Annotated in this window: 11 protein-coding genes; 4 read left to right on the plus strand and 7 right to left on the minus strand. The window is 71.0% G+C overall.

What is annotated here, in order from left to right; translation table 11 throughout:
* Position 1 precedes the first annotated feature (1 nt).
* A complete protein-coding gene (locus DI272_RS35005; protein ID WP_109499192.1) occupies positions 2-1,237 on the plus strand; it encodes an MFS transporter in 1,236 nt (411 codons plus the stop codon).
* 193 nt (positions 1,238-1,430) lie between these two features.
* On the opposite strand, the gene DI272_RS35010 is transcribed toward DI272_RS35005, so the two are convergent.
* From DI272_RS35010 to DI272_RS35025, 4 genes are all read right to left on the minus strand, one after another.
* Entirely contained in the window at positions 1,431-3,494 is a 2,064-nt protein-coding gene (locus DI272_RS35010; protein ID WP_109501216.1) for an NAD(+) synthase, read from the minus strand.
* Between the two features lie 117 nt (positions 3,495-3,611).
* Positions 3,612-5,552: a protease pro-enzyme activation domain-containing protein gene (locus DI272_RS35015; RefSeq protein ID WP_109499193.1), complete on the minus strand. Its 1,941-nt coding sequence runs from the start codon at positions 5,550-5,552 to the stop codon at positions 3,612-3,614.
* A 185-nt stretch (positions 5,553-5,737) separates the two neighbouring features.
* Positions 5,738-6,367: a DUF305 domain-containing protein gene (locus tag DI272_RS35020; protein WP_109501217.1), complete on the minus strand. Its 630-nt coding sequence runs from the start codon at positions 6,365-6,367 to the stop codon at positions 5,738-5,740.
* Between the two features lie 5 nt (positions 6,368-6,372).
* Positions 6,373-7,032: a DUF3105 domain-containing protein gene (locus DI272_RS35025; protein ID WP_109499194.1), complete on the minus strand. Its 660-nt coding sequence runs from the start codon at positions 7,030-7,032 to the stop codon at positions 6,373-6,375.
* A gap of 350 nt (positions 7,033-7,382) precedes the next feature.
* On the opposite strand from DI272_RS35025, the gene DI272_RS35030 reads away from it, so the two are divergent.
* Together DI272_RS35030 and DI272_RS35035 are read left to right on the plus strand one after the other, a co-directional pair.
* The gene (locus DI272_RS35030) at positions 7,383-8,744 is read left to right on the plus strand and encodes a glutamine synthetase family protein (protein ID WP_109499195.1); all 1,362 of its coding nucleotides are present in this window, start codon (positions 7,383-7,385) and stop codon (positions 8,742-8,744) included.
* Between the two features lie 150 nt (positions 8,745-8,894).
* Complete coding sequence (locus DI272_RS35035) at positions 8,895-9,137, plus strand: hypothetical protein (RefSeq protein ID WP_109499196.1); 243 nt, start codon at positions 8,895-8,897, stop codon at positions 9,135-9,137.
* Between the two features lie 64 nt (positions 9,138-9,201).
* On the opposite strand, the gene DI272_RS35040 is transcribed toward DI272_RS35035, so the two are convergent.
* Positions 9,202-9,645, minus strand: coding sequence for a VOC family protein (locus tag DI272_RS35040; RefSeq protein ID WP_109499197.1), 444 nt, complete (start codon positions 9,643-9,645; stop codon positions 9,202-9,204).
* Between the two features lie 12 nt (positions 9,646-9,657).
* Positions 9,658-10,170 (minus strand): pyridoxamine 5'-phosphate oxidase family protein, encoded by a 513-nt coding sequence (locus DI272_RS35045; protein WP_109501218.1) that lies wholly within the window; start codon positions 10,168-10,170, stop codon positions 9,658-9,660.
* Between the two features lie 99 nt (positions 10,171-10,269).
* On the opposite strand from DI272_RS35045, the gene DI272_RS35050 reads away from it, so the two are divergent.
* Positions 10,270-13,248, plus strand: a complete 2,979-nt coding sequence (locus DI272_RS35050) for a bifunctional [glutamine synthetase] adenylyltransferase/[glutamine synthetase]-adenylyl-L-tyrosine phosphorylase (RefSeq protein ID WP_109499198.1) — start codon at positions 10,270-10,272, stop codon at positions 13,246-13,248.
* Here the strand turns inward: DI272_RS35050 and DI272_RS35055 are convergent.
* A complete protein-coding gene (locus tag DI272_RS35055) occupies positions 13,236-14,159 on the minus strand; it encodes a DMT family transporter (RefSeq protein WP_109499199.1) in 924 nt (307 codons plus the stop codon). The genes DI272_RS35050 and DI272_RS35055 overlap by 13 nt on opposite strands.
* Between the last annotated feature and the right edge of the window lie 59 nt (positions 14,160-14,218).

Below are 14,218 nucleotides of genomic sequence, written 5' to 3' on the forward strand. Positions count from 1 at the left end.
CATGCCCCTCGCCCTGCTCGCCCTCGCCGTGGGCGCTTTCGGGATCGGCACCACCGAGTTCGTCATGATGGGCCTGCTGCCCGAGGTCGCGGACGACCTGGGCATCTCCATCCCCGCCGCCGGCCACCTGGTCTCCGCGTACGCGCTCGGCGTCGTCATCGGCGCCCCGCTGCTCGCCGCGGTCACCGCGCGCATGTCCCGCCGTACGGTCCTCATCGCGCTGATGGCCCTGTTCGTGGCCGGCAACGCGGCCTCCGCCTTCGCGCCCGGCCAGCACTGGCTGCTGGCCGCCCGCTTCCTCAGCGGCCTGCCGCACGGCGCCTTCTTCGGCGTCGGCGCGGTCGTCGCCACGGGCCTGGTCGCGCCGGAACGCAAGGCCCGGTCGGTGTCGCTGATGTTCCTCGGCCTGACCGTCGCCAACATCGCGGGCGTGCCGGTCGCCACGCTCATGGGCCAGCACCTGGGCTGGCGGGCCACCTTCCTCGCGGTGAGCACCATCGGCCTCGCCGCGATCGCGGCCCTGGCGGCGCTGATCCCGCACGACCGGCCGGCGTCGGCGCACGGGGGCCTGCGCGGCGAGCTCACGGCCCTGAAGTCGCTGCCCGTCTGGCTGGCCCTCGGCACGACCGTCGCCGGCTTCGGCGCGCTGTTCGCCGCGTACAGCTACATCACGCCGATGCTCACCGACTCCGCCGGGTACGCCGACGCCAGCGTCACGCTGCTGCTCGCGCTGTTCGGCGTGGGCGCGACGGCCGGCAACCTGCTCGGCGGACGGCTGGCCGACCACGCGATGCGGGCGACCCTGTTCGGCGGCCTGGTCTCGCTGGTGGTCGTCCTCGCCGCCTTCCCGCTGCTGATGAGCACGCCGGTGAGCGCCGCCGCGGGCGTCGTCCTGCTCGGCGTCGCGGCCTTCGTCACCGGCTCGCCGCTCCAGCTGATGGTCATGGAGAAGGCGTCCTCGGCGCCCTCACTGGCCTCCTCCGCCAACCAGGCCGCCTTCAACCTGGCGAACGCCGGGGGCGCGTGGATCGGCGGCCTGGCGCTGGCGGCCGGCTTCGGCGTCACGTCCCCGGCGCTCGCGGGAGCGGCGCTGGCGGTGCTGGGCCTCGGCGTGGCGGGCGCGGCGGCGCTGGTGGACCGGCGGCGGGCGGTGGCACCGCGGGTGCCGGTGACCGGCCGGGAGCGCGTGGTCGCCTCGCATGTCCCGGAGCCGAGCAACGCGAGCCTGAGCGGCTGAGCCGCGTCCGCCGGATGCGGCTCCGGCCGGTGGCCGGCGGGCGGCCGGTGTGCCGGGTGCCGCCCGCCCTGGCAGCTGAGGTGGTCCGTCCGGCTCCCGCATCGCCTCGTCCCGGTGGGTCAGCAGTCGTGGCACGGACGTCACGCACGTCACGGACGGTCACGCAGGCAACGGATGTTGCGGATGGGCCGGTCTATGACGCGGACGCCCCGTCGTCGCCGGCCCGCAGCTCCTCGAAGCGCTCCAGATCCCGCAGCCACGCCCGCGCCGAACTGTCCGAAGGCGCGCGCCAGTCGCCCCTGGGGGACAGTGAACCCCCCGCCGACACCTTCGGGCCGTTGGGCATCGCGGAGCGCTTGAACTGGGCGAAGCCGAAGTAGCGGCGGCAGAAGACCTCCAGCCACTTGCGGATCTCCGGCAGGTCGTACGCCGTCCGCTTGGCCTCCGGGAAGCCCGGCGGCCAGTCGCCGGCGTCCGCGTCCCGCCAGGCGTGCCAGGCCAGGAAGGCGATCTTCGACGGCCGGAAGCCGTAGCGCAGGACGTGGAAGAGGGTGAAGTCGTGCAGCGCGTACGGGCCGATCTTCGACTCCGTCGACTGCATCTCCTCGCCCGGCACCAGCTCCGGGCTGATCTCCGTGTCGAGGATCGCGGTGAGCGTCTTGCCGGTCTCGTCGCCGAACTGGCCGCTGCTGATGACCCAGCGGATGAGGTGCTGGATCAGCGTCTTCGGGACGCCGCCGTTGACGTTGTAGTGACTCATCTGGTCGCCCACGCCGTACGTCGACCAGCCGAGCGCCAGCTCCGAGAGGTCACCGGTGCCGAGCACGATGCCGCCGCGCTGGTTGGCCAGCCGGAAGAGGTAGTCGGTGCGCAGGCCCGCCTGCACGTTCTCGAAGGTGACGTCGTACACCGGCTCGCCGGACGCGAACGGGTGCCCCATCTCCTGCAGCATCAGCCGCGCGGTCGGCGTGATGTCCAGCTCGGCCGCGGTGACGCCGAGGGAGCGCATCAGCGCGTGCGCGTTGTCCTTCGTGTGGTCGCTGGTGGCGAAGCCGGGCAGCGTCCAGGCCAGGATGTCGCTGCGCGGGCGCCCGGCGCGGTCCATCGCGCGGGCGGCGACGATCAGCGCGTGCGTGGAGTCGAGGCCGCCGGAGACGCCGATGACGACCTTCGCGCCGCCGATCGAGGCCAGCCGCTGCTGAAGGCCCTGCACCTGGATGTTGTACGCCTCGAAGCAGTCCTGGGCGAGCCGTTCGGCGTCGGCCGGCACGAACGGGAAGCGCTCCAGGCGCCGGCGCAGCCCCAGGTCGGTGAGCGGCGGGTCGAGTTCCAGCAAGACCGTACGGAAGTCGCCCGTCCGTGCCGCGTGCGTACGGCGGTTGTCGTCGAACGTGCCCATCCGCAGCCGCTCCTGCCGCAGCAGGTCGAGATCGACGTCGGCGACCGCGTACTCGTCGCCGAGCGGGAACCGCTCGGTCTCGGCGAGCAGCACGCCGTTCTCGTAGATCATCGTCTGTCCGTCCCAGGACAGGTCGGTGGTCGACTCGCCCAGACCGGCCGCCGCGTAGACGTACGCGGCGAGGCAGCGGGAGGACGCCGAACGGCACAGCAGCTTGCGGTCCTCGGCCCGCCCGACCGTGATCGGGCTGCCGGACAGGTTGACCAGGACGGTCGCACCGGCGAGGGCCGCCTCCGCGCTCGGCGGCACCGGCACCCACATGTCCTCGCAGATTTCTGCGTGCAGGACGAGACCGGGGACGTCGGAGGCCTCGAAGAGCAGGTCCACGCCGAACGGCACGCTCTCGCCGCCCACCCGGATCGAACCGCCGCGCTCGTCGGCGCCGTCGCCGATCTGCCGGCGCTCGTAGAACTCGCGGTAGTTGGGCGGGTACGACTTCGGGACGACCCCGAGGACCCGGCCGCGGTGCACGAGCACCGCGCAGTTGTAGACCCGGTTGCGGTGCCGCAGCGGGGCGCCGACGACCAGGATCGGCAGCAGGTCCGCGGACCCGGCCACCACGGTTGCGAGGGCCGCCTCGACCTCGTCGAGCAGCGCGTCCTGCAGCAGCAGGTCCTCGATCGAGTAGCCGCACAGCACCATCTCGGGGAAGACCGCGACCGCGACCCCCTCCTCGGAGCACCGGCGCGTGTGACGCAGGACCGCTGCGGCGTTGGCGGGCGGGTCGGCGATGACGGTGTGGCCCGTGCACGCGGCGACGCGCGCGAAGCCGTGCTGGTAGATCGACCGGAAGTTCAGCGGGGTACGCGGAGTCGGAGGCACGGCGCCCAGTGTAATCCGTGTAATCGTCAGAGCGACGCGATGGGGCGCGGGACGTGATCGTCCCGCGCCCCATCGGCCGCCTTGCCGGAGCTGCTAGCGGCGCTTGTACGACTCCACGTAGCCGTTCGCGGGCGTGCCCACGCCGGTGACGTCGTCGTAGCCCTTCACCGCGGACAGCGAGCTGTCCTTGCCGAGGGACCGCACGGACGTGGTCAGACCGTCCGTGGCGTCGTAGCCGTTGACGAAGTCCACGCGCGCGACCGCCAGGCCGGAGCCCGTCGGGTTGTCGGTGACGTCGTGGTAGACCTTCGACCCGTACTTGGCGTAGATCGACGGGTTGGCGAAGCCGATCGCCTTGCCGCCGCGGGCCTCCGTGGCGAGCGCCTGCACGGCCGCGATGACCGGCGCGGCCAGCGAGGTGCCGCCGATGCGGTACTCGCTGTACTGCTCGGAGCCGTCCGGGAAGGTCTGCGTCTGACCGACCTTGAAGCCGGTGTTCGGGTCGGCGATCGCGGAGATGTCCGGGACCACCCGGTTGCCGGCCGCGTCGTTGGCCTTGGCCAGCGCGTCGGGGACGACACCCTTCTGGTAGAAGGGCTCGGCGACGGTCCTGCTGGTGCCGCCGCCCGCGCCGGAGGTGAACGCGCCGGGGAAGTTCGTCCAGCTCGTGCCGTCCGCGGACAGCACGGCCTTCTCGGTGCCCCAGCCGGTCTCCCACAGGTACTTGTCGCCCTTGCCGACGGCGAGCGAGGTACCGCCGACCGCCGTCACCCACGCCGAGTTGGCCGGGGTGTCGACCTGCTTGGTGCCGGTGTTGGCGACCTCGTCGCCGTTGTCGCCGGAGGAGAAGTAGAAGCCGATGCCCTCGACCGCGCCGAACTGGAAGACCTGGTCGTAGGCGGCCGCGAGGTCCGGCGTCTGGTTGGCCTCGATGTCGCCCCAGGAGTTGGAGACGATGTCGGCGAGGTGGTTGTCGACGATCTTGCTGAGCGAGTCCAGCAGGTCGTCGTCGTAGCAGGACGAGGCGCCCACATAGGTGATCTGCGCGGCCGGCGCGACCGCGTGCACGGCCTCGACGTCGAGGGTCTCCTCGCCGTACCAGCCGGAGGCGTCGCACTCCTCGGTCTTCGTGTACTTCTTGGGCAGGACCTGCTTCAACTGGCCGGTGTTGTACGCCGCGTCGCCGTGCTTCGCCGCGTAGGTGGCCGCGTCGTAGGCGATCGTCGGGGAGGCGTAGGCGTCGGTGATGGCGACGCGCACCTTCTTGCCCGTGTACGAGCCCGCGCCGTAGGCGGCACGCAGCTGCTTGCCGGTGTAGCCCTTGACGGCGTACGGGATCTTCGTGCCGTACGCGTCGGGCAGCGTGCTCGCGATGTTGGAGCCGTAGTACGAGGAGAACGGCCCTGAGTTCTTGAACACGGCGCCGGGACCGGGAAGCTGGTCGGCGTGGCCGGCCTTGTGCGGGGCGGTGTCCAGGCCGGTGACGGTCAGGACGGCACCGTTGAGGCTCTCCGGCGCGGAGGCGGTCCTCGACGGCGCGCGGTAAGTCTTCGTGCCCTTGGCGTAGTTGTGCAGCTGGGTGCCGAACGCCTTCTCGGCGGCGGCCACGTCACCGGTGACGGAGACGTAGTGCTGCGTGACGCCGGTGACCTTCAGACCGGCCGACGTCAGCCAGGACTTGACGGCGGCGACCTGGGCCTTCGTCGCGCCGAAGCGGGACTGCGCCTGGCCGGCGCTCAGGTACTTGCCGTACGACGCCGAGGACGGGTCGGACACGGCCTTCGCGTACGCGGTGAGTCCGGCCGCGTCCTTGCCCGCCAGGTAGACGCGGGCCGAGACCCGCGAACTGTCGGCGGTGGCGCCCTTGTCGGCCTTGGCCGTCGCCCACGCGGGCCTGGTACCGGCCAGCGTGTCACGGGCCGGGGAGTCCGAGGCGTGCGCCGCGGGTATGCCGAGCGCCAGCGCGCCGGCGATCATGGGCAGTGTCGCTGCCATGCTCACTCCGGCGCGCGTTCTGGCGCGGTTGGATCTCATGGAACCCCCTGTGTGCGGTTCGTCGCGAGTGGATCACTCGACGGTGGCCACTCTTTCGGCGAACCGTTCATGCCAGGGGAATACGAATCCCAAGAAGAGCCCAATTAACCTAATGACAAGGCCATTTGAGCGTCAACGCGCTATGAGGACCGAGGGAAAACCCTCTATGGCGACACCCCGGTCCCCTAGGAACGCGGTGCGGCGCCCCGCTCCTTCAGCATGTCCGTCATCAAATCGATCTCGGACTCCTGCGCGTTCACCATGCCCTGCGCGATCCGCTTCTCCACCTTCACCGTGCACCGCGACACGCAGCCCTCGGCCATGTGGATGCCGCCCTTGTGATGGTCGGTCATCAGCTGGAGGTAGAAGATCTCGGCCTGCTTGCCGCTCAGCGACTCCAGCTTCTTCAGCTCGGTGTTGGTCGCCATGCCCGGCATCAGCGCGCCGTCCTCGCCGTCGGCCATGCCGCCCATGTCCATCCAGGTCATCGGCGCGTCCGAGGACACCTTCGGCAGCCCCCACAGATCGAGCCAGCCGAGCAGCATGCCGCGCTGGTTGGCCTGCGTCTGGGCGATGTCGTAGGCGAGCCGCCGTACGTCCTCGTCCTTGGTGCGGTCGCGGACGATGAAGGACATCTCCACCGCCTGCTGATGGTGCACCGCCATGTCCCGGGCGAAGCCCGCGTCGGCGGAGTCGGCGGCCGGGACGTCCGCCGCGCCGCCGCCCTCGCCCTCGGCGACCGCGTACGTGATCGCGCCGGCCGCGACGAGCACGGCCGCCGCGGACCCCGCGATCCAGCCGACGCGCTTGCGCATCGACATCACATCTTCCCGCCGGTGCAGGAGGCACCCGGCTCGGGCGTCTGCTCGCCCTGGACGTACTTCTCGAAGAACTTGGCGACGTTCGGGTCGCTCGCGCCGGTCACCGTCCGCTGGTGGCCCCACGCCGACAGCACGATCGGGGCCTCCTGGTCCTCGTACGGGCTCATCAGCGAGTACGGCGTCTTCTTCACCTTCGCCGCCAGCGCGTCCACGTCGGCCTTCTTGGCCTTGCTGGTGTACGTCACCCAGACCGCGCCGTGCTCCAGCGAGTGCACGGCGTTCTCGTTCTGCACGGCCTCGGTGTAGACGTTGCCGTTGCAGTTCAGCCAGACCGCGTTGTGGTCACCGCCGACCGGGGGCGACATCGGGTACTTCACCGACTTGGTGACGTGGGTCTGGCTGAGCTTCGCCGACCAGGTCTTCACCCCGTCCTTGCCCGTGGTCCAGTGACCCGGGGTCTTCGAGTCGGAGGCGGTGCTGCTGTCGTCGTCCTGCGACTGCACGAGCACGACCGCACCGACGACGAGAGCGGCCACGACCGCCACGCTCGCCCCGATCGTGAGGATCCGGTTGCGGCGCTCGCGGGCCTGCTCGGCACGCCGCATCTCGGCTATGCGCGCCTGCCGTGCGGCGGATTCCTTCTTCTTGGCGGAGCCCATGGGGTTGTGTCCTTCTGGGGAAAAGGGGCCGGTCGGGTCCGCTGATCGTAATGGGGGCGACGGATCTGTCGTAGGGCGGGCACAGGAATGGCCGAAGACCGGGTTCCGCCGAAGGCCGGGGGCGCGGCAGCTCGCGGCCCGCCCGGCATTACTTATACGGGTCCGAGCAGGCAAGATGGGCGGCAGAACAGTACACCTGTCGGACGTGAGGCGTTCAACCGGGCGTCGGCCTGCCGATCATGGTCCGCAACACGCATGAAATGGTGTTGTGGTGGGATGCTCAGGTGCCCGACCGTCTCTCGCGGGACCGGAGGCAGGCGGCCTGACCAGCAAGGATGGGGAAGCGGAAGATGGACAAGCAGCAGGAGTTCGTGCTCCGGACGTTGGAGGAGCGCGACATCCGGTTCGTACGCCTGTGGTTCACGGACGTGCTGGGCTTCCTCAAGTCCGTCGCCGTGGCCCCGGCCGAACTGGAGCAGGCCTTCGACGAGGGCATCGGCTTCGACGGCTCCGCGATCGAGGGCTTCGCCCGGGTCTACGAGTCCGACATGATCGCCAAGCCGGACCCGTCGACGTTCCAGATCCTGCCGTGGCGCGCCGAGGCCCCCGGTACCGCGCGCATGTTCTGCGACATCCTCATGCCGGACGGCTCGCCGTCCTTCGCGGACCCGCGCTACGTCCTCAAGCGCGCCCTGGCCCGCACCTCCGACCTGGGCTTCACCTTCTACACCCATCCGGAGATCGAGTTCTTCCTCCTGAAGGACAAGCCGCTCGACGGCTCCCGCCCCACCCCGGCCGACAACTCCGGCTACTTCGACCACACCCCGCAGAACATCGGCATGGACTTCCGCCGCCAGGCGATCACCATGCTGGAGTCGATGGGCATCTCGGTGGAGTTCTCCCACCACGAGGGCGCCCCCGGCCAGCAGGAGATCGACCTCCGCTACGCCGACGCCCTGTCCACGGCGGACAACATCATGACGTTCCGCCTGGTGATGAAGCAGGTGGCGCTGGAGCAGGGCGTGCAGGCGACGTTCATGCCGAAGCCGTTCTCGGAGTACCCGGGCAGCGGCATGCACACGCACCTGTCGCTCTTCGAGGGCGACCGCAACGCGTTCTACGAGTCCGGCGCCGAGTACCAGCTCTCCAAGGTCGGCCGTTCCTTCATCGCGGGCCTGCTGAAGCACTCCGCCGAGATCTCCGCGGTGACGAACCAGTGGGTGAACTCGTACAAGCGCATCTGGGGAGGCTCGGAGCGCACGGCCGGCGCCGGTGGCGAGGCCCCGTCCTACATCTGCTGGGGCCACAACAACCGCAGCGCCCTGGTCCGCGTCCCGATGTACAAGCCAGGCAAGACCGGCTCGGCCCGTATCGAGGTCCGCTCGATCGACTCCGGCGCCAACCCGTACCTGGCCTACGCGGTCCTGCTGGCGGCCGGCCTGAAGGGCATCGAGGAGGGCTACGAGCTCCCGCCGGGCGCCGAGGACGACGTCTGGGCCCTCTCCGACGCCGAGCGCCGCGCGATGGGCATCGAGCCGCTGCCCCAGAACCTGGGCGAGGCCCTGACCCTGATGGAGCGCAGCGACCTGGTCGCCGAGACCCTGGGCGAGCACGTCTTCGACTTCTTCCTGCGCAACAAGCGCCAGGAGTGGGAGGAGTACCGCTCCGAGGTCACGGCCTTCGAGCTGCGGAAGAACCTGCCGGTGCTCTGACGGGCGAGAAGACGGATCTCGTCTTTTCGGACAAAAGTGAGCATTCCGTATTGACGTGACGCGTCTCGGAGACAAGCGTGTTGACCCGAGACGCGACAGTCCTGCGAACGCTCTGCCGCGCAGCCGAGAGCAAGAATCGAGGCCGGGCGAATGACGAGCTCACTGACGATGAAGCGGATCGCGACGGCGCTCGGCGCCGGAGCGGCCGTGCTCGCACTCAGTCTTGGCGGCGCCGGTGTCGCCCATGCCAAGATCGAACCGGTGGACACCTCCTGCACCAACAACGGCGGTCATGAGGCCCCGGGCCAGCAGCCGACCTGCACGGGCGGCGGACAGACCCAGAACACCGAGAACCAGAACCCGGCTGGTCACGCCCCGCCGGGACAGAACTGACCCACGGACGACGAAGCCGCGGCGCCGAAGGCCCGCGGCTTCCCCGTTGCTCCGTGCCCTCGGTCTAGCCCTCTCGCCGCGCGGCCTGCTCCGTCAGCAGCTTGTGCAGTGGTTCCGTCTCGCGGCGCTTGTACTCCTGGATCGCCCAGCCGTTCCCGTCCGGGTCCTTGAAGTACATGAAGGCCGCGCCGTCCTGCGGGGCGAAGGACTGCGGCTCGGTGACGTCCAGGCCGCGGGCGGTCAGCTCCTCGTACGCCGCCTTGGCGTCCGTGACGCACAGTTGCATGCCGTGGTACGTCCCCGGCTGCGGGGTGCCCGTGGGGACCTGGAGGCCGTCCACGAGCGCGATCGAACAGCCCGAGCCGGGCGGGGTCAGCTGGACGATCCGTACGCCCGGCATCACCTCCCCGTCGAGGTCCACGTGGAAGCCGACCTTGTCCCGGTAGAACTCCTTGGCCCGGTCCACGTCGGAGACCGGCATCAGGATCACTTCGAGGCTCATGTCCATGGCAAGACTCCCTCAGTCGAAGCGCCAGCGCGTCTGGCTGAACGGTTCACCCTTACCGAAGCCGAAAACCGTACGCGGCGCCACAGAGAAGACCAGAGCGCTGCCCCCACCGTGGTGGAAACATCCGTCCCGTACCTCGAAGTGCCAGAACTCGCCGTACTTCGCCTCCCACCCGGCCGCGAGCGCGAGCAGTCGGTCCTCGTCCGTGACCCGTACCGCCTCGCCCTCCACGACCAGGTCGTACCCCTTGTTCCAGGTGCTCGTCCCGGTCGTCAGCACGACCTGCGGGTTCGCCGCCAGGTTCCGGGCCTTGCGCTCCTCGGGGCCCGTGCAGAAGTGCAGGGCGCCCTGTGACCAGACCGCCGGGAGCGGTGTCACATGCGGGCGCCCCTCCGGCCGTACCGTCGAGATCCAGAACAGTTCGGCCGCCTCCAGCAGCGTGGAAGCCTGCGACCAGGGCGTCGCCGTGGCGGTCGGCTCGCTGTAGCGCTCGTCCAGCCGGGTCCGTGGTTCGTCGAGAGTCATGGAGGGCAGACCCCGTTCCGGCCGGAAACTCATCGGCGCTTCCCGTGGCGGCTCCGGTTAGGCTCAAGCAGGTATGACCTTGATCGGAGGAGGCCGGGGATGACGGCGCCGGGGCGCAGGAGCAGTACTTTCAGCAGGCTGCTGCGGCACGGGTTCACCGACCCCTCGGCCGCCGAGCGGCTGCTGGACGGGCCGGAACTGAGCGCCGTCCGCAATGACCCGGTGCTCCTGGAGGCCCTCGGCGCCACCGCCGACCCCGATCTCGCGCTGCACGGTCTCGCCCGGCTCCTGGAGGCCCAGCCGGACCGCGAGCTGCTCGACACCGTGATAGCGGCCAAGCCGCTGCGCGACCGTCTGCTGGGCGTCCTCGGCGCCTCCGCCGCGCTCGCCGAGCACCTCGCCCGGCACGCCGGCGACTGGCGGGCGCTCGCCAGGTACGAGCCGCGGGACCTGCACCCGGGGGTGGAGGAGTTCGAGCGCGGGCTCGCCGAGGCCACCGACCCCGTCTCCCTGCGCGTCGCCTACCGCCGCTGTCTGCTCTCCATCGCCGCCCGTGACGTGTGCGGCACCACCGACGTCGCCGAGACCGCCGCCGAGCTCGCCGACCTCGCCACCGCGACCCTGCGCGCCGCCCTCGCCATCGCCCGCGCCGCCGCCCCGCAGGACGCCGCCCTGTGCCGGCTCGCCGTCGTCGCGATGGGCAAGTGCGGTGGCCACGAGCTGAATTACGTCTCCGACGTGGATGTCATCTTCGTGGCGGAGGCGGTGGAGGGCGCCGACGAGGGCAAGGCCCTGCGCGCCGCCACCAAGCTCGCCTCGCACATGATGCGGGTGTGCTCCGAGACCACCGTCGAGGGCTCCATCTGGCCCGTCGACGCCAATCTCCGCCCCGAGGGCAGAAACGGACCGCTGGTCCGCACGCTCTCCTCCCACCTCGCCTACTACCAGCGCTGGGCCAAGACCTGGGAGTTCCAGGCCCTGTTGAAGGCCCGGCCGGTCGCCGGGGACATCGAGCTCGGCGAGGAGTACGTCGCCGCCCTCGAACCCCTCGTCTGGAAGGCCGCCGAGCGCGAGAACTTCGTCGCCGACGTGCAGAAGATGCGCCGGAGGGTCGTCGAGAACATCCCGGTCGCCGAGATCGAGCGGGAGCTGAAGCTCGGCCCGGGCGGCCTCCGTGACGTCGAGTTCGCCGTACAGCTCCTGCAGTTGGTGCACGGCCGCGCCGACGCCTCACTGCGCAGCGGCACCACCCTCGACGCCCTCCAGGCCCTCGCCGCCGGCGGCTACGTCGGCCGCGACGACACCGTCCAACTCGACGACGCCTACCGCTTCCTGCGCTCCATGGAACACCGCATCCAGCTGTTCCGGCTGCGCCGCACCCACCTCGTCCCCGAGGACCAGGCCGATCTGCGCCGCATCGGCCGCTCCCTCGGCCTGCGCACCGACCCGGTCGCCGAGCTGAACCGCGAGTGGAAACGGCACACCAGCGTCGTACGGCGCCTGCACGAGAAGCTCTTCTACCGGCCGCTGCTGGACGCGGTGGCCCAACTCGCGCCCGGAGAGGCCCGGTTGAGCCCGGAGGCGGCACGCGAACGACTCGTCGCCCTCGGCTACGCCGACCCCGCCGCCGCTCTGCGCCACCTGGAGGCCCTGGCCTCCGGCGTCACCCGCAAGGCCGCGATCCAGCGGACCCTCCTTCCGGTCCTGCTGGGCTGGTTCGCCGACTCCGCCGACCCGGACGCCGGGCTGCTCAACTTCCGCAAGGTCTCCGACGCGTTGGGCAAGACGCCGTGGTACCTGCGGCTGCTCCGCGACGAGGGCGCCGCCGCCGAGAACCTCGCCCGCGTCCTGTCCGCCGGCCGCCTCGCCCCCGACCTGCTGATGCGCGCCCCCGAGGCGGTCGCGCTCCTCGGCGACGAGGAAGGGCTCGCCCCTCGCGGGCGGGCCGCGCTGGAGCAGGAGACCCTCGCCGCCGTCAGCCGCGCCGACGGTGCCGAGCAGGCGGTCACGGCGGCCCGTGGCGTCCGCCGCCGCGAACTGTTCCGTACCGCCGCCGCCGACATCGTCGGCTCCTACGGCACCGAGACCCAGCCCGCCGAGGCCGACCAGGGCGCCCTCGTGGACCGGGTCGGCGGCGCCGTCTCCGACCTCACCGCGGCGACCCTCGCGGGCACCCTGCGCGCGGTCGTGCGGGACACCTGGGGCGACACCCTGCCGACCCGCTTCGCCGTCATCGGCATGGGCCGCTTCGGCGGGCACGAACTCGGCTACGGCTCCGACGCGGACGTCCTGTTCGTCCACGAGCCGCGCAACGGCGTCCCCGAGCAGTCCGCCGCCGAGGCCGCCAACAAGGTCGTCTCCGAGATGCGCCGGCTGCTGCAGATCCCGAGCGCCGACCCGCCGCTGCTGATCGACGCCGACCTGCGCCCGGAGGGCAAGTCCGGTCCGCTGGTACGCACGTTGAAGTCGTACGAGGCCTACTACCGCCGGTGGTCCCTGGTCTGGGAGTCGCAGGCGCTGCTGCGGGCCGAAGTCGTCGCGGGTGACGAGGAGTTGGGGCGGCGTTTCATCGAGCTGATCGATCCGCTGCGGTACCCGGCGGAGGGGCTGGGGGAGGACGCCGTACGGGAGATCCGGCGGCTGAAGGCGCGGATGGAGTCCGAGCGGTTGCCCCGCGGCGCGGACCCGAAGCTGCACACCAAGCTCGGGCCGGGAGGTCTGTCCGACGTCGAATGGACCGTGCAGCTCTTTCAGTTGCAGCACGGCTGGGCCGTGCCGGGGCTGCGGACGACGCGGACGCGGGAGGCCCTTGCCGCGGCGTGTGCCGCCGGGCTCGTCTCGGCCGAGGACGCGGAGATCCTGGACGAGGCCTGGGTACTGGCCACCCGGGTGCGCAATGCGGTGATGCTGGTGCGGGGGCGGGCGGGGGACACATTCCCCACCGAGGCGCGCGAACTGGCCGCGGTGGGGCGGTACTTGGGGTATGGGCCGGGGCATGCGGGGGACATGCTGGATGCGTATCGCCGTACGGCCCGCAGGGCGCGGAGTGTGGTGGAGACGTTGTTCTACGGGGCGTGAAGTTTCGTCTGCGGGTGCGGGGCCGTGGGGGCTGGTCGCGCAGTTCCCCGCGCCCCTGCAGGGCGCGTCATGGCGACGCCTGCCAATACGACCAGCATGCCGACCAACACCCTGATCCCCACCTGTTCGCCCAGCAACACGGAACCCAACCCCACCGACACCACCGGCAGCAGGTACCCCACCGTCGCCGCCGCCGTCGGGCCCTCGTCGGCTATCAGGCGGTAGTTGAGGTAGAAGGTCACCCCTGTGCCCAGGACCCCGAGAACGGTGACGGCTGCCAGCGCCACGAGGTCCGCGTCCACGCCGCCCGCCACCGGTATCGACAGCGTCGTCCACCCCGTCGCCATCACCATCTGCGCCGCCGACATCGCCATCGGCGCCGCCTTGTCCGTCAGCTTGCGGGCCATGTACGCGAACGCCACGGCGTAGCTCGCGGCGGCGCCGAGCAGGGCCAGGGCGCTCCAGCTCAGCAGCCCCGACCGCTGCCATGGCGCGAAGATCAGGACCGTACCGGCGAAGCCGACGAGCAGGCCGGTCAGGCGTAGCGGAGGCAGACCGCGGTCGGTGCCCAGCAGGAGGCCGATCAGCAGGGACCACAGCGGCGTCGTGGCGTTGAGGACGCCCGCGATGCCGGAGTCGAGGTGCTGCTCGCCCACCGCGAACAGGGCGAACGGGATCGCGTTGCAGAACAGCGCGGCCACGGTCAGACGGCCCCAGACGGCGCGGGAGCGGGGGAGGCGCTGGCCGGCGGTACGGGCGAGGCCGTACAGCACGGCCGTCCCGAGCGCGCAGCGGACGATCGTGATCTGCGCGGGGGAGAGGCCGTGGTCGAGGGCGAGCTTGATCCAGAGGAACCCCGAGCCCCACAGGAGGGCCAGGGCGGTCATGCGCAGGGTGGAGGCGGGAGACATGCCCTCTACGGTCCGCGAGCAGACGCGTGAGGACAAGTGAAGAGTTCTGGAAGGTTCGT

This window comes from Streptomyces sp. Act143, assembly GCF_003143935.1.
Lineage (GTDB): Bacteria > Actinomycetota > Actinomycetes > Streptomycetales > Streptomycetaceae > Streptomyces.